This window comes from Streptomyces sp. NPDC034086 (assembly GCF_055575515.1).
In genome coordinates this window covers 1-17,463 of record NZ_JBVISM010000029.1, presented here as the reverse complement: position 1 = coordinate 17,463, position 17,463 = coordinate 1, and the positions used below count along the sequence as shown (strand labels likewise).

The 17,463-nt window shown below is 69.6% G+C and carries 18 protein-coding genes; 7 read left to right on the top strand and 11 right to left on the bottom strand.

Features of this window, described 5'->3' with window-relative positions; all coding sequences use genetic code 11:
- Window positions 1-205 precede the first annotated feature (205 nt).
- Window positions 206-481 carry a hypothetical protein gene (locus tag ACZ514_RS31795; protein ID WP_469126285.1) on the bottom strand — a complete coding sequence of 92 codons (276 nt, stop codon included), beginning with the start codon at window positions 479-481 and terminating at the stop codon, window positions 206-208.
- A gap of 117 nt (window positions 482-598) precedes the next feature.
- Here ACZ514_RS31795 and ACZ514_RS31790 point away from each other — a divergent pair, with 117 nt between their 5' ends.
- From ACZ514_RS31790 to ACZ514_RS31780, 3 genes are all read left to right on the top strand, one after another.
- Window positions 599-1,324 (top strand): hypothetical protein, encoded by a 726-nt coding sequence (locus ACZ514_RS31790; RefSeq protein ID WP_469126284.1) that lies wholly within the window; start codon window positions 599-601, stop codon window positions 1,322-1,324.
- A 171-nt stretch (window positions 1,325-1,495) separates the two neighbouring features.
- Entirely contained in the window at window positions 1,496-1,711 is a 216-nt protein-coding gene (locus tag ACZ514_RS31785) for a hypothetical protein (RefSeq protein ID WP_469126283.1), read from the top strand.
- 99 nt (window positions 1,712-1,810) lie between these two features.
- A complete protein-coding gene (locus tag ACZ514_RS31780) occupies window positions 1,811-2,368 on the top strand; it encodes a CAP family protein (protein WP_469126282.1) in 558 nt (185 codons plus the stop codon).
- Between the two features lie 471 nt (window positions 2,369-2,839).
- Here ACZ514_RS31780 and ACZ514_RS31775 read toward each other — a convergent pair whose 3' ends face one another.
- Both ACZ514_RS31775 and ACZ514_RS31770 read right to left on the bottom strand, forming a co-directional pair.
- Entirely contained in the window at window positions 2,840-3,043 is a 204-nt protein-coding gene (locus ACZ514_RS31775; protein WP_469126281.1) for a hypothetical protein, read from the bottom strand.
- 549 nt (window positions 3,044-3,592) lie between these two features.
- Complete coding sequence (locus ACZ514_RS31770; RefSeq protein WP_469126280.1) at window positions 3,593-4,528, bottom strand: YwqG family protein; 936 nt, start codon at window positions 4,526-4,528, stop codon at window positions 3,593-3,595.
- Between the two features lie 559 nt (window positions 4,529-5,087).
- Between ACZ514_RS31770 and ACZ514_RS31765 the strand changes: the two genes are divergently transcribed.
- A complete protein-coding gene (locus ACZ514_RS31765; RefSeq protein WP_469126279.1) occupies window positions 5,088-5,471 on the top strand; it encodes a hypothetical protein in 384 nt (127 codons plus the stop codon).
- 713 nt (window positions 5,472-6,184) lie between these two features.
- Here the strand turns inward: ACZ514_RS31765 and ACZ514_RS31760 are convergent.
- Window positions 6,185-6,589: a hypothetical protein gene (locus ACZ514_RS31760; RefSeq protein ID WP_469126278.1), complete on the bottom strand. Its 405-nt coding sequence runs from the start codon at window positions 6,587-6,589 to the stop codon at window positions 6,185-6,187.
- A 316-nt stretch (window positions 6,590-6,905) separates the two neighbouring features.
- Window positions 6,906-7,541 (bottom strand): DivIVA domain-containing protein, encoded by a 636-nt coding sequence (locus ACZ514_RS31755; protein ID WP_469126297.1) that lies wholly within the window; start codon window positions 7,539-7,541, stop codon window positions 6,906-6,908.
- A 1,372-nt stretch (window positions 7,542-8,913) separates the two neighbouring features.
- Between ACZ514_RS31755 and ACZ514_RS31750 the strand changes: the two genes are divergently transcribed.
- Entirely contained in the window at window positions 8,914-9,438 is a 525-nt protein-coding gene (locus ACZ514_RS31750; RefSeq protein ID WP_468700714.1) for a peptidoglycan-binding domain-containing protein, read from the top strand.
- Between the two features lie 70 nt (window positions 9,439-9,508).
- On the opposite strand, the gene ACZ514_RS31745 is transcribed toward ACZ514_RS31750, so the two are convergent.
- Complete coding sequence (locus ACZ514_RS31745) at window positions 9,509-10,483, bottom strand: AraC-like ligand-binding domain-containing protein (RefSeq protein WP_469126277.1); 975 nt, start codon at window positions 10,481-10,483, stop codon at window positions 9,509-9,511.
- A 968-nt stretch (window positions 10,484-11,451) separates the two neighbouring features.
- On the opposite strand from ACZ514_RS31745, the gene ACZ514_RS31740 reads away from it, so the two are divergent.
- Window positions 11,452-12,069, top strand: a complete 618-nt coding sequence (locus ACZ514_RS31740; protein ID WP_469126276.1) for an SMI1/KNR4 family protein — start codon at window positions 11,452-11,454, stop codon at window positions 12,067-12,069.
- Between the two features lie 668 nt (window positions 12,070-12,737).
- On the opposite strand, the gene ACZ514_RS31735 is transcribed toward ACZ514_RS31740, so the two are convergent.
- Window positions 12,738-13,445 carry a hypothetical protein gene (locus ACZ514_RS31735; protein ID WP_469126275.1) on the bottom strand — a complete coding sequence of 236 codons (708 nt, stop codon included), beginning with the start codon at window positions 13,443-13,445 and terminating at the stop codon, window positions 12,738-12,740.
- A 436-nt stretch (window positions 13,446-13,881) separates the two neighbouring features.
- Here ACZ514_RS31735 and ACZ514_RS31730 point away from each other — a divergent pair, with 436 nt between their 5' ends.
- Window positions 13,882-14,373 carry a hypothetical protein gene (locus ACZ514_RS31730; protein WP_469126274.1) on the top strand — a complete coding sequence of 164 codons (492 nt, stop codon included), beginning with the start codon at window positions 13,882-13,884 and terminating at the stop codon, window positions 14,371-14,373.
- Window positions 14,374-14,807: 434 nt separating this feature from the next.
- On the opposite strand, the gene ACZ514_RS31725 is transcribed toward ACZ514_RS31730, so the two are convergent.
- The 4 genes from ACZ514_RS31725 to ACZ514_RS31710 form a co-directional block, all read right to left on the bottom strand.
- A complete protein-coding gene (locus ACZ514_RS31725) occupies window positions 14,808-15,335 on the bottom strand; it encodes a hypothetical protein (RefSeq protein ID WP_469126273.1) in 528 nt (175 codons plus the stop codon).
- Window positions 15,336-15,737: 402 nt separating this feature from the next.
- Window positions 15,738-16,049, bottom strand: coding sequence for a hypothetical protein (locus ACZ514_RS31720; protein ID WP_469126272.1), 312 nt, complete (start codon window positions 16,047-16,049; stop codon window positions 15,738-15,740).
- 61 nt (window positions 16,050-16,110) lie between these two features.
- Window positions 16,111-16,254 (bottom strand): zinc-binding dehydrogenase, encoded by a 144-nt coding sequence (locus ACZ514_RS31715; RefSeq protein WP_469126296.1) that lies wholly within the window; start codon window positions 16,252-16,254, stop codon window positions 16,111-16,113.
- Window positions 16,206-16,991 (bottom strand): quinone oxidoreductase family protein, encoded by a 786-nt coding sequence (locus ACZ514_RS31710; protein WP_469126271.1) that lies wholly within the window; start codon window positions 16,989-16,991, stop codon window positions 16,206-16,208. Before ACZ514_RS31710 ends, ACZ514_RS31715 begins: the two co-directional genes overlap by 49 nt.
- Between the last annotated feature and the right edge of the window lie 472 nt (window positions 16,992-17,463).

Sequence of the window (17,463 nt, the reverse complement as noted above, 5' to 3'; positions counted from 1 at the left end):
CGCTGAGCAGACTGTCAAGCGCGTCCAGCGCGCACCCGGCATCTACGAGCTGACCTGGTCCATGGGCGCTGGACCCGCAGGGCGTTCCACCTGGCGATACGGGCCTGCCTTCCGCCCCGGCGTACAGCACGTCATCTGGCGCCGCATCGGCGGACACGACATCCTCGCCGGCCCCTGACGGCATCGGGGTGGTGAGCACGGCCGGTCACCCGCTGGCGGGCTCGGCGCCCGCGCCGAAGGGTGGGATGTCCGCGACGGCGCCGTCCAGCCGGAGCCGGGCGAAGCGCACCGAGTGCCTCCACGCCCCGCGCTGCAGCGCTGTGTCCACCATGACGGCAGCCAGCTCCGGTTCGACCGGCACGACGTCCAGCGGCGTCCGCGACCCCCAGGAGGTGGTGAACCGCACGCCTTCGATGCGCTTCACGAGAACCTCGACCGGTACGACCGTGCCCACCCCGGCCGGTTCCTCACCTTCTGCCATGCGGACTGGAACGGCATCGACGAGCCGGGGCGGCATCGAGCGGATCGTCAGCAGCCTGGAGGAGTCCAAAGAGGCCGGTGCCCGGGGGGCTGAAGGTCTGGAAGACCCTGGGCCTGCTTGGCGGGCCTGTATGCCTCCTTTCGCGCCGACGGCTTCGTCGCGCACCGGTTCACCGAGCAGCTGGTGGATCTGGGCGGGATCCGCATGAACTACGTCGTCGAGGGCGACCCGAGTTCCCCGGCGCTGCTGCTCGTCCCCGCACAAGCCGGGCCTGGTGCGCGGTGCGTTCCTGGAGGACCCGCCGCTGTTCTCCTCCCAGGCCGCTCCCCCGAACGGGCCGGGGATGACGCAAACGCTGGGCCGATCTTCGCCCTGTGGGCCAAGTGGCTCGGCCCGCAGTGGTCGATCGGGGGACTGGACCGGCATGGTCAAGGCCGCCCCACAGGAACTGCCCGCCTCCTGCACCCCGGCATCGGCTTCATGATGGGCGACGGCGACCCCGAAGCCAGCGCCTCCGCCACCCCTGTGCAGCACCTGAAGGAGTACGACCCCGCATGGGGCCGGGCGTGGGCCGTCGACACCGCCAACGCCGGCGTCGACCACGCCACCGTGCTCGCCCAGATCAAGGCCCCCGTGCTGCTCACACACCACTTCCACATGAGCGACCCCCACACCGGTCAGCTGATGGGCGCGATGACCGACATCCAGGCCACCCAGGCCCGCCGCCTGATGGCATCTACCGGCCGGCCCGTCACGTTCGCCCGGCTCGATGCCCCCCATGCACGAGCCCATGGCACAGCAGTATGTCAACGTCATCACCAACTGGATCAAGGCGCTCCCTGAGCACACCACTCCTGCGGTCGGCGCTCCGCCGGGCTCCACCAGGAGTCCGGCAGACAGGCCGCCAGCGCCGGCTTCCACCCTCTTTTAGCGGTCCTTTGGGGCCTGCGCAGTCATGACGAGCGCCTGGTCGAGCAGCTCGCCTCCCGCGGCCTCACCGTCGGGAAGCGGCGAGTGCACCTACGCCGCGAGGAGGGGCGGATCGTCCTGCCCGGCGGCGAAGTCGAGGACCAGGTGGACGACACCGACGCGGCAGTCGAGTCGACGCTGCCACGCTTCTCCTCGTCGTTGGACGCTGCCATGATCGCCGCGTTCTTGTCGATCAACGGCGTGCCCGTTCGAGTGATGGTGCGGGGTGTCGGTGGGGCGCAGTGCGCAGAGCCTCTTTGATGGGGATGCCCGGGGGCTGCCTGGCCGCCGGTATGTGCAGCGTACGAGGAGGCTCATGGGTCGGCTTTCGAAAAGTGTTCAGGCGATGATGGGGCGGCGTTGACCGCGGCCGTCATGATGCAGCCCGCGCAGGCGGCACAGGCAGCGCAGGAGCGTCCTCCGCTGCCCGACACCACGGATGCGGCGTTCAACCAGGAATGCCTGGCGGCCCATAACCAGTACCGCGCCCAGCACGGCGCCCCGCCGCTGGCCCTCGACGACGCGGCCATCGCGCACGCCGTCCAGCGCGCCCAGGCCGCCTCCACGCTGGACGGACTCTCGACGCCGCCGGGGCCCGGGTCGAGAGGTTACGGGGAGAACCGCTACTGGTTCGCCACCTACGAGGACGAGCCGGCCTCCTGCGAGGAGGCAGTGCGGTCCTGGTACGAGGCCCGCTGGACGGGCGGCTACGACTGGGACCGGCCCGGCTACTCGCCCGACACCGCCTCCTTCACCCAGGTCGTGTGGAAAAACACAGACCTCCTCGGTTGTGGCCGGGCCTCCGGATATCCGGACGGAGGGGAATCGCACCAGACGTTCATCGTCTGCAGCTACAGCCGTGCAGGCAACATCATCGGCCAGTTCCGGGACAACGTGGGTGCCCCCGTCAGTGGCTGAGTCAGCGCAGCCTCACGTGACAGTAAGCTGACGCAACGTCATTGATGGAGAGGCCGCTCCGGCGGGGCTCCGTCCGGCGCTGGCCGCGGGGCCCTCAAGGGACCAAGGAAGGCCGGGAGCAAGGGCGAGACGGCGTTCCGGCGCGGCTTGGCGGCCCCGGCGCAGTGGGTGGAGAAGGAGGGGCCGCGGTCCGTCCCGCGCGGCGCGGTCGTTCAGGTCGCGGTGACGGCGAGGCGGAGCCGGTGCCTGTGAAGCTTGGGGTGTGGCTCTTGAACACCAAGAGGGGACTGAGCCTGCCCCTGTCCGCCTGAGCCGCGCCGAGGCCGTAGGTACAGCCGCCCCGGGCAGGCCCGTTCTCCTATAGGCGGGCGGCCCTGCTCGGGCGGCTCGTCCGGCCGTTTCGCGGCGTCGCGGCCTGCGGCACCCCCTGGATCTGGCGCGGCTGTACTCGCCAGAGTGAAAACAAGCGGTTCAGGCCCGGTGGAACAGGTCTCCGGTGTTCACCGGACGCCAACCACCCCACGCTGAACTGGAACGGCGGGGCACTTCTCGGCCCTCGGCAAGCCACTGGCGTTCGACGGTTTCGTAGATCGGCGCGTCGGACACCTGTCGGACCTCCTGAACCAGCCGGGCGAACCCGGCTCGCTCCGCAGGCGAAACGGTTTTCTGCTCCATGCCGGGTTCAACGAACTCGGTCGACCGATGTGGCGGCGCGTGACCGTTCCGTCACGAACCATCGCCGTGAAGGGCGAGTTGCGGAGAGAGTCCACATTCCGACGCAACCACCCCGCCTCGCGGCATCACCCTTGCGGCACGTCCGAAGCCGAAAGAGTGCCGCAGGGCGGGTACCGGAAGCGATCTTGGCCTTCAACACGGTCATCAAGCGGCTGCTCGGACTCGGCTGAGGCGCAGGGGGCAACGCCGCCCGCACGGCCTCCGGGTCGGCGGCCTCCACCACCGCCCGCGACGACAACCCACGGCCCGCGTCGGCGGGCGGAACCAGCCCCGTACCCGCCGCCCACCGCCACGCCGCCACCGGCACCCTCAGCCGGCCCGCACCCGCGTGCTCGTCATAGCTCTCACGCACCAGAGCGCTTCAGTTGGCCCCTGAGGGTGCTGGTTGGCCCGGGCGCACTTGCGGGCCCTCGAACACTGCAGTCCGTGTTCGTGGATCCCCGGAACGCGGGAGGCGAGGCGGTGGTGGTGTGGGAGGGCTCAGCGCGGTCAGCACGAGTCGTACCAGTGATCGAAGGGGCGCTCCGGGCAGGTACGGCATTCGAAGATGTACACCGAGCCCACACCGTTCACATCAAGCCCGGTCGGGTCCACGGGGACCGCCCGACCGCCAGCCTCGTCCCGGTCCTCCAAGGGCAGCCAGATGCGCCACGAGGCTCCGTCGCATTCCCAGCTCGCCACGGTGAGCAGGTGGTCCATGCAGCGGCCGCACCGCTCGCAGTCCACCCACCCGGGCCCTGTGAACCAGGACGGATACCCGCCGATCTTGATGCCCGGTGCCTCGGCGAAGTCGGAGAAGGACAGCAGCGGAAGCGCCTCCTGCCGTGGTATCGCCTCCTGCAGGCGGCGGAAGTCGTCCTGCCACTCGTGGGCCAGGTCTTCCGGCAGATCCCAGCTCGGGTACTCCGTCACCCGCTCCGGGTGGACCACGCACGGCGCCGGAACATGCCGACGGGCCGCCGCCGGATCCGCTGGCGGCGCCGGAAGCACGGCCTGCACCTCGGCGGAGTCGCGCCAGAACACCACCGGCCACGGTGACGCGGGAAATTCGTGGATGAACGGACACCAGAGCACCTGCAAGAGATCCGCGCCCTCAGGAAAAGGCACCACGCCGGGCGGGAGGTCCGAGCGGAAGACCTGCACGACCGGCACCATCGGCACCCTTGAGCTGCTCGGCAGACCGTCGCCGAAGCCGCTGTGCATTTGTGTACATACCGGCCACTGCTCGTGGTCGGGCCACAGCAACGGCCCGCCCACCGAGCTCTCGACATACGACGGCGCACCCTGCCTCGGATGCAGACGCACCGTGTCCCGCGCCCACGCGGCAAGCCCTGGAACCAACTCCACCACGTCCACGGGGCGTGGCGGCGTCCGCCGTCTCGCCACGGCCGCACCGGGCACCAAGTCCTTCAGATCATCATTCATGGGCGGAACCTTGCCAGACAGTGGCTGAGCAATGTGGTTGGCCGGACCGGCCAGCTGCAGCGCTCAGTCACACCCATGGCCACCCCCGTACCGGCCCCAGCCGGCCCAGGCCGGCAACCTGGGCGCCGAGCCAGGCCGGCCCCTGGTCAGGGTCGTGCGCGTCCGCCGCGACCAGCAGAGCCCGGCCCCCGGAGGAAGGCTCCACGGCCGGAGGTCAGCGCTGTTCCGGCGCCGGCGCCAGCCGCTGACGGGCCCGGCGCCGCGCACCGAGGCGGCCAACCCGATCACCTGACAGGCCTCGTAGGGGCCGGTGGCGGAGCTGTCAGGGTGCGCGTCGCGGTGCGGGTGGACTTCCCCAAGTGGCTCGCGCTGCCCGGCCCGTACGCCGAAGGCTTCTGGGCACCATGTGGCAGCAAGAGCGCTGGTGGCGCTTCGGTGATCTTGTTCTGGTCCGCGCCTGGCACCACACCGAGCCGTCTACGTAAAGGGAGACCGAAGGGTCGTAACGCGGTCGATCATGCCGATATCCGTCGCGTAGAGTCGAACCCGATCAAGGTTCGTGATCAAGCACGGGGAGCTGTTGACGAAAATGAAGAAGTGGACTCCGGCGCTCGGCGGCGCCGTCGCGGCAGGGCTGTTGATCCTCGCGAGCGGTACCGCCTCCGCCATGACGGCGCAGACCAGCGTCACGCCGACGCAGGCGAAGGCAGGATGTGTCCTCAACCCGGCCGTGGCCCATGAGAGCGTCAAGATTCGCAAGACCACCAAGGTCAACGCCACCGCGCTCGGTCTTCTCCCGAAGGGCGCGAAAGCAACGTATGTGACCTGTGGCGTGAAGCTCGCAGACAACTACTCGCTCTGCGGCTGGAAGAACGACAACCGGTGGTCCTACATCACCTACCGGGGTATCAAGGGCTACGTGCCGCTCGCCTGCGTCGTGTAGTCCGGCCTCCGCACCGTGAGGAGTTCAGGGCCGTCACCCGTGGGGTGGCGGCCCTTCGGTGTGCTCAAGGGAGGCGGTACCGGCGGACGACAAGCCGCCGGCCCGGTGCCGGTGCGGCCGGACACGGGGCCGGCGCTGCCCCTCTCCCGCCTGCCGGAGCCAGCCCCCCCCCCAACCCCCAACCCCGTGGCGCACACCGGCCCTCCACCCGCCCCGCCCCCGGCCCGAGCCGCCCCGCACCAGCAGCGTACAAGGACGAGGCCGATCACCACCGCCGGGCCGAGGCCCCAGCCCGGCCACGCAAGGCAGCCCCGCCCTGGGCCGCCGTACGCCCCGCCCCCGTAAAGTCGCGGCATCGTAGGCCGGTCCCGCACCAACCGGCACGGCCCGCCCCCGGAACCGGGGCCACAGACATGGCCGCGCGGACCTTTTTCCGCTCCACGGTCAGCCGTGTCGGTGAGAGCGCGGCGACCGCCGCCCGGACGCCGCTGCGATCGCCGCGGTCCTGCGCACCCGGGACTACCGGCCGGCCCAAGTCCCTGGTGTGGTCGCAGAGCTGCCCTTCCCTGCTGCGGTGACGGGGGCGGGCCGCCGGCGCGGCCGCCACCAGATCCGCAAGTCGATCCCCGACGAGGCCTTGCCGACGTCGCCCCGGGACGGTGGCCGTCAGCGCGGTCCGGCCGGTGCGCAGCGCGCTTTGTCAGTACCTGTCGTCATGACGGTGTTGCCGTGTGGGGGTCCGCTGGAGTGCCGGCGGCATCCAGAACCCCCTGCTTTGCCACTGCCGGACCCGGGGTGCTGGTTGTCGGGACGACGGCCAGGGTGGGGGCGTTGTGGGGGCCGGGGAGTTCGACGACCCGGTGGTCGAGGCTGCCTGTGATCATCACCGCGAGCAGGGCGAGGTACTCGCGCTGCAGGTCCGGGCTGAAACCTTCCTCCCCCGGCATCGCCACCAGCGCCTGGTGGCCCTGGGCGAGGAGCCCGCAGGTGTCCTGCACCGCCCGGACAACCGCCTCCAACCGCGCCGGGGACAGCCGGGCACGCGCCATCTCCAGGTACAAGTCCAGGACGTCGGCTCCGCCGGCCTCATCCCGGCTGCCCGCATCACCCGCGACCATGAGCACCAGCCTTCCCGACCCCCGGACCATCCACACCCAGCCTAGGCAGCAGCGCAGGAGGCCGGGGCGCATTCAAGACTCCCCCCAGGCGCTGGCGGAAGGCGGCTGGCCGCGGTAGAGACGGACGCTGTGCTGCGGGGCGCGGGAGCCCGGGCCGGCGTGCGCCCGCGCCCCTGGGCGGAGGCCGCCCGCTGCCGGCACGGCGGGCACGGCCGGCCCGGCGGGCCTGCCCCCAGCACCGATGGGGGTGGCCTCCTCCCCATGTCGCACGGAACGAGTTCCCAGGGGGAGTATCACTCGACCCATCGGGCACTGTCTAGCCTGTGCGCAGGGAGTCGGCGAGGGCTGCGAGGAAGGCGTCGACGGCTTGGCGGTTGTAGCCCGTCTGCCGATGTCCGGCTGTGCTGAAGGCGACGGCGCCAAGCTGGGCCGGGACGACGGCCGGTCCTTTGTCCAGAAGATTCGCCCGGATGCGCGCCACGAAGGCGTCGACTTCCTGACGGTCGTATCCCGGTTGCAGGCGTGACTGCGGGAACTGGACGCTCTCCAGCTCCTGGGCCAGCTGTTCCCGCAGGGTCGGCGGACGTTGCGGGGTGGTGTTCGTGGGCAGGGCCGCGGGCGCGGGCCGCGGCGCAGGCCGGGGTGCGGGCCGTGCAGTGGGCCTCGGGGCCGGCTGTGTCAGGCCGAGCAGGTCCAGGGAGGTAGGCGTGGGGATGGGGGAGGCAGGGGGAGGGGAAGAGGGGGAGGGCTGCCGGCGGGACCTGCGGCGAGCGGCGGAGCGTACCCTCCATACCGCGTCGGCGGCCGGTCCCACGGCCAGGGCCAGCGCTCCGGCACCTGCAAGGACTCCGCCCACGCGGAGTAGCCAGAACGACGCCTGCCCCGCCTCCTCCTGCTTGTCTTCGTAATCGTCGTACGACCCGCTGCCCACACAGGCGTCACCCGGCTTCATGCTCTCGCCGCCGCAGCGGGGGGACTCCGCGTCCATCGCGGCGCAGCCGCCAGCGAGAAGGAGCAACATCCCGAGGGCCAGCCCGAAGCCCCCCAAGCCTCTCCTGGTTTCGCCGTCGCTGCTGTAGCGAGCCATGTCCGCCCCCACCAGGTCGAGTTCGTGATCGGCATCGTGATCAGTGTTCCCGGGGCATGGTAGGGGGTCGCGCTCTCGGGCGTACGGCAGTGTCGCGTTTCCGTTCGGTTTAGACGCAAAGGAGGCGAGGCCAATCAGTCCCGTGCTGGCTCTCCTTCACGCACCGGGTCCAACCCTGCGGCGTGCAGTTTCGTGCATCCGGAGCGGTGCGCGGCCGACGTGCCACTTCCGCGTCGGCAACGCCCAAGCCTTACGTATCGTCGCTGAGGTGCTCAGCAGCGCAGTTCAGGGGACTCAACCGCCGCCCTGGCAGCCTGACCGTCCCGCTGGTCGGAACGCCGCCCGACCTACAGGTCGCCGGTGCATCAGGGGTCTCGCGCCTCTGGTAGGCGGAGTTCAGGCGGACCTGGTGGTCCGAGCAGCAGTTCTTCCTGGGCGGGGAATCGAGCGTAACCGACCTGCTCCCACGCCATGATGACTGTCGGCTCCCCCAGGCGCTGGTCTCCTTGACGAGGGCTCGGATCCGGTGCCACTGGCCCTCGTAACCGATCACGTCTCCGCGTTCAACGAGGGCGGCCAGTTTCGTGGACACGGTCACGGCACGGACCCTATTGGCCCTGCCCCGTGGCCGGACACAGGGCACCCGTCCGACTGGTCACCGTCACCCCGCTGGCACCGACGGCCGCAGAGGGGGCGTCCGCCCACGCGGATCGCCAGAGTCCCCACCGACCGTTCCGGCTGCCACCGGTGACCGCAAGGGTCCGTGGGCAGAGCTTGCCCCACGGATCTCCCTGCGAGGGGCGGGGCAGCCACATCGCAGCCCGGAAACGGCAGAGTGGGGCTGGGGCGATTACAGGTGGCCGGCCGGGCGCTGGGTCGAGGGAGGTGATGGTCAGAGTTCGTCGTCGCACCGGCCCTCCTCGTCGCGCATCACGTCGTCCGCACGGTCCGGCGCTTGGCAGGGGTGGGCCGTGGGCGCCTTGGGCGTAGGTCGTGCTCGTCGTGCCAAGGTCGCCTCCTTTGCACTGTGGTGCCGGGTGCAGCGCGAAGGGGTCAGGGCACCGCCGAGGGGTTGGCGCTGTGGGCGAAGGCTGTGGCGTCCAGTGCTCAAGACCGGTGACTGGTGGGCTGGAAGAGTGGTTCTGCGCCTACCGGCCCCTGGCGCTCTGCGAGTGGTCAAGGGTCCGGAGGTGCGGGCCGGGAAGGGCCCGGCCGCTGCGAGAAGGGGGAAAGTGTCATGGCTTCGTGGAAGCGTTTGCGCGTGGTGGGCGGTGTGGCGGCTGCGGTGACGGCCACTGTGGTGATCGGCGCATCGCCGGCCGCTGCGAGTGGCGACTACAGCGGTCTGTCGTTCGTGCACGGCGGTAGCGGCTTCTCGGACGACTGGAACGACGAGGGCGTCCTTTCCACCAGCCGCCACGCCTCGTCCAACGCCACCTGCCTGTGGCAGAAGGTCCTGTGGGCGGACGGGCACCTCGCGTGGAACCAGATCGACGGCGTCTTCGGTGACACGACCAAGCAGGCCACCATCGACTGGCAGCGCGCCTATGTGGGTTCGCCGGACGGTGTCGTCGGCAAGGACACGTTCACCAAGGCCGGCAGGCGGCTGGAGGACACGGACGGCGACGGCGCGGTGGACACCTACAGGGGTGCTGGCGGTCGTTCCTTCCTGGTGTCCCGTGACGGGGACGGCGACTACACCTTCTACGACCGCAACGGAACCAAGCGCGTGGCGGGCTACAACTACCTCACCTGCGGCTGACACCGGTGAGGACCCGTAGGGCCGGGGTGCTGCCGCCCCGGCCCTACGGGGGTGGCCCCTGACGGCGGAGCTACGGTCGGGCGTTGCTCCGGGCCGCGGCCCGGTAGGCGGTTGGGGTCATGCCGACCACGGCCTTGAAGGCCCGGGTGAAGTCGGACGCCCTTGGAAATCCCCATCGGGCGCCGATCGCGCTCACAGGACGGGCGTGGAACAGCGGGTCTTCCAAGTCCTGTCGGCAGCGGGCGATGCGTTCGCTGCGAATTGCGTCGCTCACGGTCGTTTCGTAGGACTGGTAGGTGCGGTGCAGGGTGCGCAGGGACACGTGGTGGGCGGCGGCGATGGTGGCCGGTGTGAGGCAGGCGTCATCGAGGTTGGCCGTGATGAACGCCATGGTCTCGTAATGGAGAGCGGTGGCCCGAGTCGCGGGGGGCAGCCCACGCGTTTGCTCGGTGTGCCCGGCGACCGCGGACGCTGCGAGCTGTATGAGTGTGCTTGCCATCCTGCTACGGTCGCCCTCGGTGAGGTCGGATTCCGTGTCGGCGAGGGCATGGAGCGTCTGCCGCAGTACGTGCCCGAGCCCTTTGGACACCGTCAAAGGTATCGCGCAGGCGGCGGCGACCAGGTTCTCCGGCAGCGACATCAGTTTCCGGGGGAACTGCAGCAGCAGGGCTCCGGCCGGGTGTCCGTCCGGCCCCGCCACGGCCTCGAATGGGCGGGAGCTGTCGTACACGACGAATTCCCCTGCCTCCAGGGTGGCTCTGCGTCCTGCCTGGCTGATGGCTTGCCGTCCCGAAGTCATCAAGCCCAACTGATACTGCTCGGGGTCCGACCGGCGAATGAGTGTGGCGGACCGGTAGGAGAGCAAGGGCTTGTACGTCATGACGGACAACTGTGCGGGGCCAAGGGCTGTCGCCCGTATGCGGGCGTCGAAGTGCTCGGGATCGGGAAACCGGAACAGTGTCCTCACCAGGGCGCGCGCCGTGGTCTCGGCCCAGGCCTCGATCCGATCCGATTTCGGTAAGCGTGCAGTATCCAGCACGGTCATCATCATCAGCGTCCCCCGTGAGACGTTGGCGGTGTGCGGTCGTCGGCAGCTTGCGGGGCCGAGATCTTTCAGGGACAAGGACCTATCGCCCGGGTTGAGGGACGCCCCCTCGGCGTGCTCGACGACGAGGGGGCCGTGTCGGCCGTAGCGCCGGATGTGCCGCCGCCCGAAGGACCGTCACCCGCGGCGTACCCCCGTCCCGCCAGGGCGGGCCCCCATGCCGCCAGGGCGACGGCCCCCACGGCGCCCCTCGCCAGATCCCGTCTGCTCAGCCCGCTCATCCGCTCTCTCCTCCCGGCCGGCCTTTCCGTAAGGCCGGCCCGGACGAGAGACTGCCGGGGGGCGGCACCGCGCCGCTTGTACGTTCATGCTCACTTCCGCCCCCCGCCGCAAGGCGGAGAACCCGCCAGGAGGGTGCCGGACATGCCCGTGGAGCGCCGCGTCCTCCTCCGCACCGACGACCCCTACTATCAATCGCTACACCATGATCGTTTCGGACCACACCGGGATGGTGCTGGATGTCCTCAACCGCAGCGGAGCCCACGCTGCTCCGGTGGTCGTAGCGGGCCTGAGGGACGGACGCGAGCCCGCCTCCAACCAGCAGTGGCGGTTCAATAGGCCGACTGCCTATCTGTCACCGCTTCTTGGGTCTAACTTCGTCGGCGGCCGCCCGGGCTGATGACCCTGTACGCCAAGAGCTTCCCGGCAGCGACGGCAGCGCGGCCGTGCGCTGGTACCGGATGGCCGCGACCGCCGCCGACCAGTCCGCCGACCCTGCGGCACGGGGACGGGCCGCCATCGCCCTCGAGCACGAGGGAGCCTCGCTGGGGGTGGCGGACGTGCTCGCGGACCAGGCGCTGGCCCTGGCCGGCGACCCGGCCGTCGCTGGGGCTGCTGAACGCCCACTTCGGATGTGTCCCTGCCGGACCGATCGGTAGGATCTCGGGGACGAGAGAAGAGATCCTCCGGTGGCCTCCCGCATCCCCCGCATACGCTCCAAGCTGGCGAAGATCCCGTACCAGGCGCAACGAAGCCACTCCGTGGGCGCGGAGCGCCACCAGTTCCGCCTTGGCCCGCGCATCAGCCCTTCCGAATCCGACGCATTCGAGGCGGAGCACCACATCGTCCTTCCTGCGGCCTACCGAACGTTCCTCAGCGAAATCGGGGGCAGCGGCGCCGGCCCCTTCCACGGTCTTCTTCCGCTGGATGAATGCAGGCTGTTCACGATGAACCGGAAACCGGCGGACGGTAGCCCGCGGGGATTCACTCCCGTGAGCCACCCGGACGCGTTGCAGGGCGACCTGTTCCTCCACATCATCGAAATGGGCTGCAGCGATCTATGCCTGATCGGAGTGACCGGCCCCCTCACCGGCCGTGTGGTCACCGGCAACTCGTCCGGCTTCTGGCCTCCGAACGTCTCCTCCGCACAGGACTTCCTTAGCTGGTACGAACGGTGGCTCGACCACATGCGGAACGGCAAGGACAACCGCGCGCTGGGCCTGACCTCCCCGGCAACCGTCGCGACCGCCCCGTGGGGCCCCCGCGCCACAGCCGGCCCTCGCCGACATCACCCTCTGCATCGATAAAGGCACTCCATAACGACATCGCGGAGGAGGAACGGCAAGGAGACAACTCAGGGCCTTCGCCGCGGGGCCCGTCAGACCGCCGACCCGACAGTCAGTGACTCCCGAACTCATCGACGTTGGTGATGCGACGGGGTCACGCAGTGGCTCCCGGAGCCGTCAACAGCACCGTGCCCGTGGAGGTCATCAGCGCGGTCGCGCCGTAGTCGAGGAGCCAAGCGCGGGTCAGGAACGGCACCATCAGTGGGGCCACCGAGCCGACCGTGCCCTGGTGAACGACACTGCCCCAGTAGATCCAGGGCCAGTCCTGCCGTCTCAGCGTCCTGGGAGCGCAAGCGGGCCAGTCGCTCAGGCAAGTCGTGTCCCGAGCCGTAGGCATGTCCGAAGCGGCTCCAGGCCACCTCTTCGAGGAGGAACCCGTCCTTGACGTCCTTCGGCATGCCCGAGATCACCACACGCACGTCGAGCTGCGTTCCCTCGTACACCTCGAATCCGTGAGCCCGTACCTCCTCGTGATCGAAGACCAGCTCCTCGGACGTCATGCTTCTCCCCTGCTGCGCCGCCGGTCGGACCCTTCCTGTCGTATCACGCTGCACCGACACCGCCGACGCCGCACAGCCTGACCGTTGTCCTGTTACAGCGAACCTTGAGTGCGTGCCATCGAAGTTTGATCACCGTCGTGCGGCGGGCCCCGTCGACCCATGGGGCGCGGCACGGCTCGCGAAGCAGGAAGTACCGCTGAGATTGATCTTGGTCACGTGGCATTCCCCCGGGGGCACTGAGGTTCGCGGAGAGATCGTCCGGCGGGTCGCGGCGCTGCCCGAGACGCAGGACCCCAGCGGGCCCGGTCGCCTCCTGTTCGCCTTGAGACCTTTCTCCACGACGACCGACTCGCGGCGACGGAAGATGCACATCGAAGAGGACCGCCTGCGCGATCTTGGCCTCGCTAATGGCGAGTGGTGATGGGTGATGGTGGTGTCCATGCGGACGCGCGAGTCGAGTTGTACGCAGTCCTGCCAGATCTCGTCGGGGACGTTGAAGTCCGCAGCAGTGATGAAGAACTGAATGACGTCCGATCCCTCGAATCCCTCAGCACGCGGGTATACGACGAAGTCGGTGCCGGAACGTTCTTGGAGGGAGCCGGTTGGCGAGGTCAAGGCGAAGAAGGGCAAGGTCGCGTAGCCCTCGTACGAGGCCTCCGCCTCCGCCTCCGGGGCATCGGTGCGGCCGGCTGCCCGGCTTTTGAAGGTAATGAGCAGCTCGCCTTCGGACATCTGCCCGGTCAGCTTGACGGTAGCCAGCTTCTCGTCGTGGTCCGGGACGAAATTCGGTTCCACATGGAGGAGCTCGTCCTCAGAGGCTGGTTCGAAGCTCAGCACGGCTCCCGTCATTGGCTGGCACCACCCCAAGTACCTCCACTGCGCGGTCACCGTGCTCAAAGAACACTCCTCTGCTTCAGGGACGATGTACCCGAAGCCGGCGGTCGGTTCGTCCGTGCCCAACACCGTTGCTCCGGGCTCAACAGGGCTGGGAACGCCGACTGACCGGACGCCCTGTCGTCGGCCGTCCCGGCGCGCTACGGTTCGGAGGGTTGCGGTGACCGATGACGCTCAGGGGGCTGGGGTGCAAGGGCGTACGACATGCGCGTGGCGGGGGACGGCCGTTGCAATCGGCTTGGTGGCCGGGCTGGCCAGCTGTTCCAGCGCGGAGGGCCAGCGGGCAGAGGGCCCCTCGCGGCAACCGGTTGCGACGGCGAGCAGGCCGGCGGCGAAGCCGAGCGCGGAGCCATCCGCAAGTGACCGGCTTGATCAGATGATGCCTACGGCAGAGGAACTGCCCGCGGGCTGGCGGCTCTCCGGGGAGGAGTCTGTCGGCTGGCGGGACGCCGCCCCGGCCATAGACGAAGGCGGGCTGCTGACGTGCGGCGCCCTGCCCCTGGAGGCCGCCGAGCGCTACAGCGGTACATACCAGCTGACCCTGAGCGTGGGCAACGAGGGTGGCGGTGACGGCGCGCACTTCCACCTGGGCCGAAACAACGAGGAGCAGGCCAAACGGAACCTGGGCCTCGTCCGCAAGCTGTTGAATTGCTGGAATCCGAAGGACGCCGGAGTCGGAGACGAGAGCCTGAGCTTCACGACCGAGCGGTTCGCGCATGTCATGCTGCGCGTGGGCGGCATAGAAGCGCGGATCCACACGCCGAAGGAAGGCGCGAGCCCGTCGGCGGAGGCATGGGCGGACGTGATGGCGCGACGGATCCGCTCGGTGCTGGCAGGCGAGCAGCCGACAGCGCGGATCACGACGAGCTAGGTCCCGCCGAGCGTGGGCGGCGCCCTGGAACCCACAGGCCGCCATGGCCCCAGGGCGAGCCGGGCTGTGCTCTCGTATGGCTGCCACCACCTGTCATGTAGCTGTGCGTGGCAGCTGCCACGCACAGTGATTCTCATGAAATGACCACCTGTCGGCTCCCCTCAACGAGATCGGTGTCCCGGTGGCAGCAGCCCGCGGCGCCGTTATCCGGCAGCAGCTTCCGGAGATGCCCGCCCCCGTCGTCGCGGACGCACTCGGCTACCACGACAACACCATCACCCGGCTCCGCAACGAGGTCGGCGGGACGTGGAGCCGATACACCCTCCGGGGAGCACGCACGGTCACCAGCAGGCTGTGTTCCTCGGGGAACTGGCCACGGTGGAATACGAAACCAGTAATCTGCCAGCCGGAACCTGCGGGGAGTCGGCCAGGGCTCAGGGCGCCTCGTGGGCCTCCACCCGCGTGCAGGTGACCACCCGGGGCCTGTCGTCCGCGTATTCGGGGAACGTCAGCACCACTTTGTCGTTGGATCCGCTGACCTGCATCTTTGAGTAGCCCGCGTCCTGGCCGTCGATCAGTCCCCCGGACAGGGTGTACCTACCCTCGAGTGCCTTCTCCACCTTCTCGGGAACGTCGTGGACCACGTACGGGATGCGCCGCTCAAGCGTCACGGAGAGGCGGCCCCCCTCGAAGGACCAGTTGCCTTCCTCCGACCACGGAGTGTCCGTGCCCCCGCCGCTCATCAGCCACCGCCCGTCTTCGGACACGACGATCCGTGCCCCCGCGCCGTTCTCGGCCTCGAACTCCCAGCTGCCCTTCAGGAACGCCCCCAGGGTCTGGAATCTGACGCTGGTGGAACCGCTGCCCGAGCAGGCGGCCACGGTAGCGGCCGCGATCCCCGCCAGCACGTACCGCAGTGCGGCACGGCGCCCCACCACCCGCACGAAATCCCTGGTGTCCATCGGCTCTCCCCCTTCTGTCTCCGCCGTCGCGCACCCGAGTGCGACGCGCATGACCACAACATCGCCGCACTGTCAGCCTCAGACCAGAGGAACAACCTTCAATGACCGAAATCCATGCGACCCGAAGCCGGGGTAACTGGAACCCACCCTGCTGGTGACCACACGCGGTCACCAGCAGGGTGGGTTTCCCGAGGAACTGGCGACAGTTGAACAGGAGACCCCACCAGTACCGAGGCGAGGAAGTACCCAGCTCCCGCCCAAGCCCCTGACCAGCCTTGATCAGACTTCGGTGGCACGAACCCCACATCCATCGAAGGTCGCGGGCACACGCTCAAGGCTCGGTGGCACAGGACAGGTGCGCGATGGTCGCGTGCCACCTCACCAGGTCGCGGCACACGGTGGTCACCCGGCCGCCGACTCCGCCTCCCGGCGGGCGAGGACATCATTGCGCAGGTCGCCCTGCCCGGGGATGGCGAGCATGTCCGCCAGGGGGCCGGCGAGGTCCCCTGCGGCCTCCGGGTCCTGAGCCCGGACCCGGTGCCAGCAAGCATGGGGGTTGCGGGCCGTGCGCACCGTGTCGGACTCGGGCCGGTAGCGGGTGGCTCGGCAGCGCAGGGCGGTCATGATGAGCAGCTCGCTGGTGATCGCGCAGTGAGCGACGAGTGGACTGTCGGCGTACGCCTGGACGTGCTTGGTTGATGATGCGCTGACCACGGGTTCTCGTCAGTCCGCAATGCACGGTCGCGGTCGACAGAGTCAGACGGCCGGGCACTCCTCATGCCACCTTGATGACAACCTTGCCCGAGGTGTGACCGTTCTCGACGGCAGCGAGGGCGGCCGGGGCGTCCGAGAGCGGATGGACCGCGGTAATCACGGGCGCGAGGAGTCCGTCGAGGGCAAGCCGGGCCGACCACTCCAGGTTTTCGCGGTCGACGCGACGCTCGACGAAACGCCCGCCGAGCTCGGGCACAGACATATCCCCCACAGCGATGAGGTTACGGGCTCCTGGGCCAGCGGAGCGACCGTCCGCAGCGAGGTGCCTCCGACCAGGTCGACGATCCCGTCGAAGCCGTCCGGAACCAGCTCGCGTGCCGCGGCGACGACGTCCTCGGCGGTGTAGTCGATGAACCGCACCCCGATGGCCTCGGCCTGCTCGCGTTTGGCGGTACTCCCGGTTCCGATCACACGCAGCTCGCGTCCGATAGCCAGCCGGGCGACGGCGCGGCCGACGCCGCCCCCGACTCCGTTGACCAGGACCGTGGCACCGGTCGGGAGGCCGAGCTGGTCGAGCACGTCCACCGCGGTCGTCCCGGCTACGGGCAGCGTTGCCGCCACGGTCGCGGACAGGCCCTCCCGGATGCGCGCGGTGTTCGGCGCGGCCAACACCGTCGTCTCGGCGTAGGTGCCACCACCGGTGAGTGCGAAGCCGAAGACCGCGTCACCCACCTCGAGCCCGTTGACGTCCTCTCCCCGGGCGAGAACGGTTCCGGCTGCCTCCATGCCCAGCACGCGGGGAAACGGACGCCCGCCGTCGAGCCCGGGGACCAGACCCGAGCGCAGCATGTGGTCGAGAGGATTCACGCCGGCGACGTCAACCCGTATCAGTACCTCGCCGCGGCCGGGGACGGGGTCGGGACGATCGTACGGATTCGACATCACGACCCCCTGACCGGTCGCGCACGGGGCGGTCAGCCCGCCGCTGGACACCTCCAGCGTTATCCACCGCCCGCCACCGCGCACCCCCACGACCCGCGCGCCCCGGGCCGGGTCGGCGCCGGCGGGACGAGTGTGGCGGCGGGATGTCGTGAAGTGCGGGCTGCAGGGCACCTCAAACCAGGACTTGTCGCCGTCCTGGACGCTAGGTCTGGTAGAGGGCGCAGAGCGAGGGTCTGTACTGAAAGTCCTGGTCGCCTGCGGTCTGGCGGCCTTGGAGGGGCGTCGTTGTCAGTGGTGCTGTGCATGATCGGCGCGTGGCTTGGGTTGAACTCGTGATCTCGCCCGGTTGCTCAGGTGGGTCTGATGGCCAGGCCGGGCTAGGTCCTGTCCGGCGGATCTTGTGACTGTCTGCTTGTCCGGTCGTTAGGTGGGGCATGGGGCGGGGTGATCTGACGAATGCGGAGTGGGTGCG

Coding starts and splice junctions, on each gene's coding strand:
- ACZ514_RS31795 (WP_469126285.1), bottom strand. CDS start 481: ATGGCAGAAGGTGAGGAACCGGCCGGGGTGGGCACGGTCGTACCGGTC.
- ACZ514_RS31730 (WP_469126274.1), top strand. CDS start 13,882: ATGCCTACGGCAGAGGAACTGCCCGCGGGCTGGCGGCTCTCCGGGGAG.
- ACZ514_RS31775 (WP_469126281.1), bottom strand. CDS start 3,043: ATGGAGCAGAAAACCGTTTCGCCTGCGGAGCGAGCCGGGTTCGCCCGG.
- ACZ514_RS31745 (WP_469126277.1), bottom strand. CDS start 10,483: ATGACCGTGCTGGATACTGCACGCTTACCGAAATCGGATCGGATCGAG.
- ACZ514_RS31755 (WP_469126297.1), bottom strand. CDS start 7,541: ATGAAGCCGGGTGACGCCTGTGTGGGCAGCGGGTCGTACGACGATTAC.
- ACZ514_RS31710 (WP_469126271.1), bottom strand. CDS start 16,991: ATGTCGAATCCGTACGATCGTCCCGACCCCGTCCCCGGCCGCGGCGAG.
- ACZ514_RS31725 (WP_469126273.1), bottom strand. CDS start 15,335: ATGGACACCAGGGATTTCGTGCGGGTGGTGGGGCGCCGTGCCGCACTG.
- ACZ514_RS31760 (WP_469126278.1), bottom strand. CDS start 6,589: ATGGTCGCGGGTGATGCGGGCAGCCGGGATGAGGCCGGCGGAGCCGAC.
- ACZ514_RS31750 (WP_468700714.1), top strand. CDS start 8,914: ATGGCTTCGTGGAAGCGTTTGCGCGTGGTGGGCGGTGTGGCGGCTGCG.
- ACZ514_RS31770 (WP_469126280.1), bottom strand. CDS start 4,528: ATGAATGATGATCTGAAGGACTTGGTGCCCGGTGCGGCCGTGGCGAGA.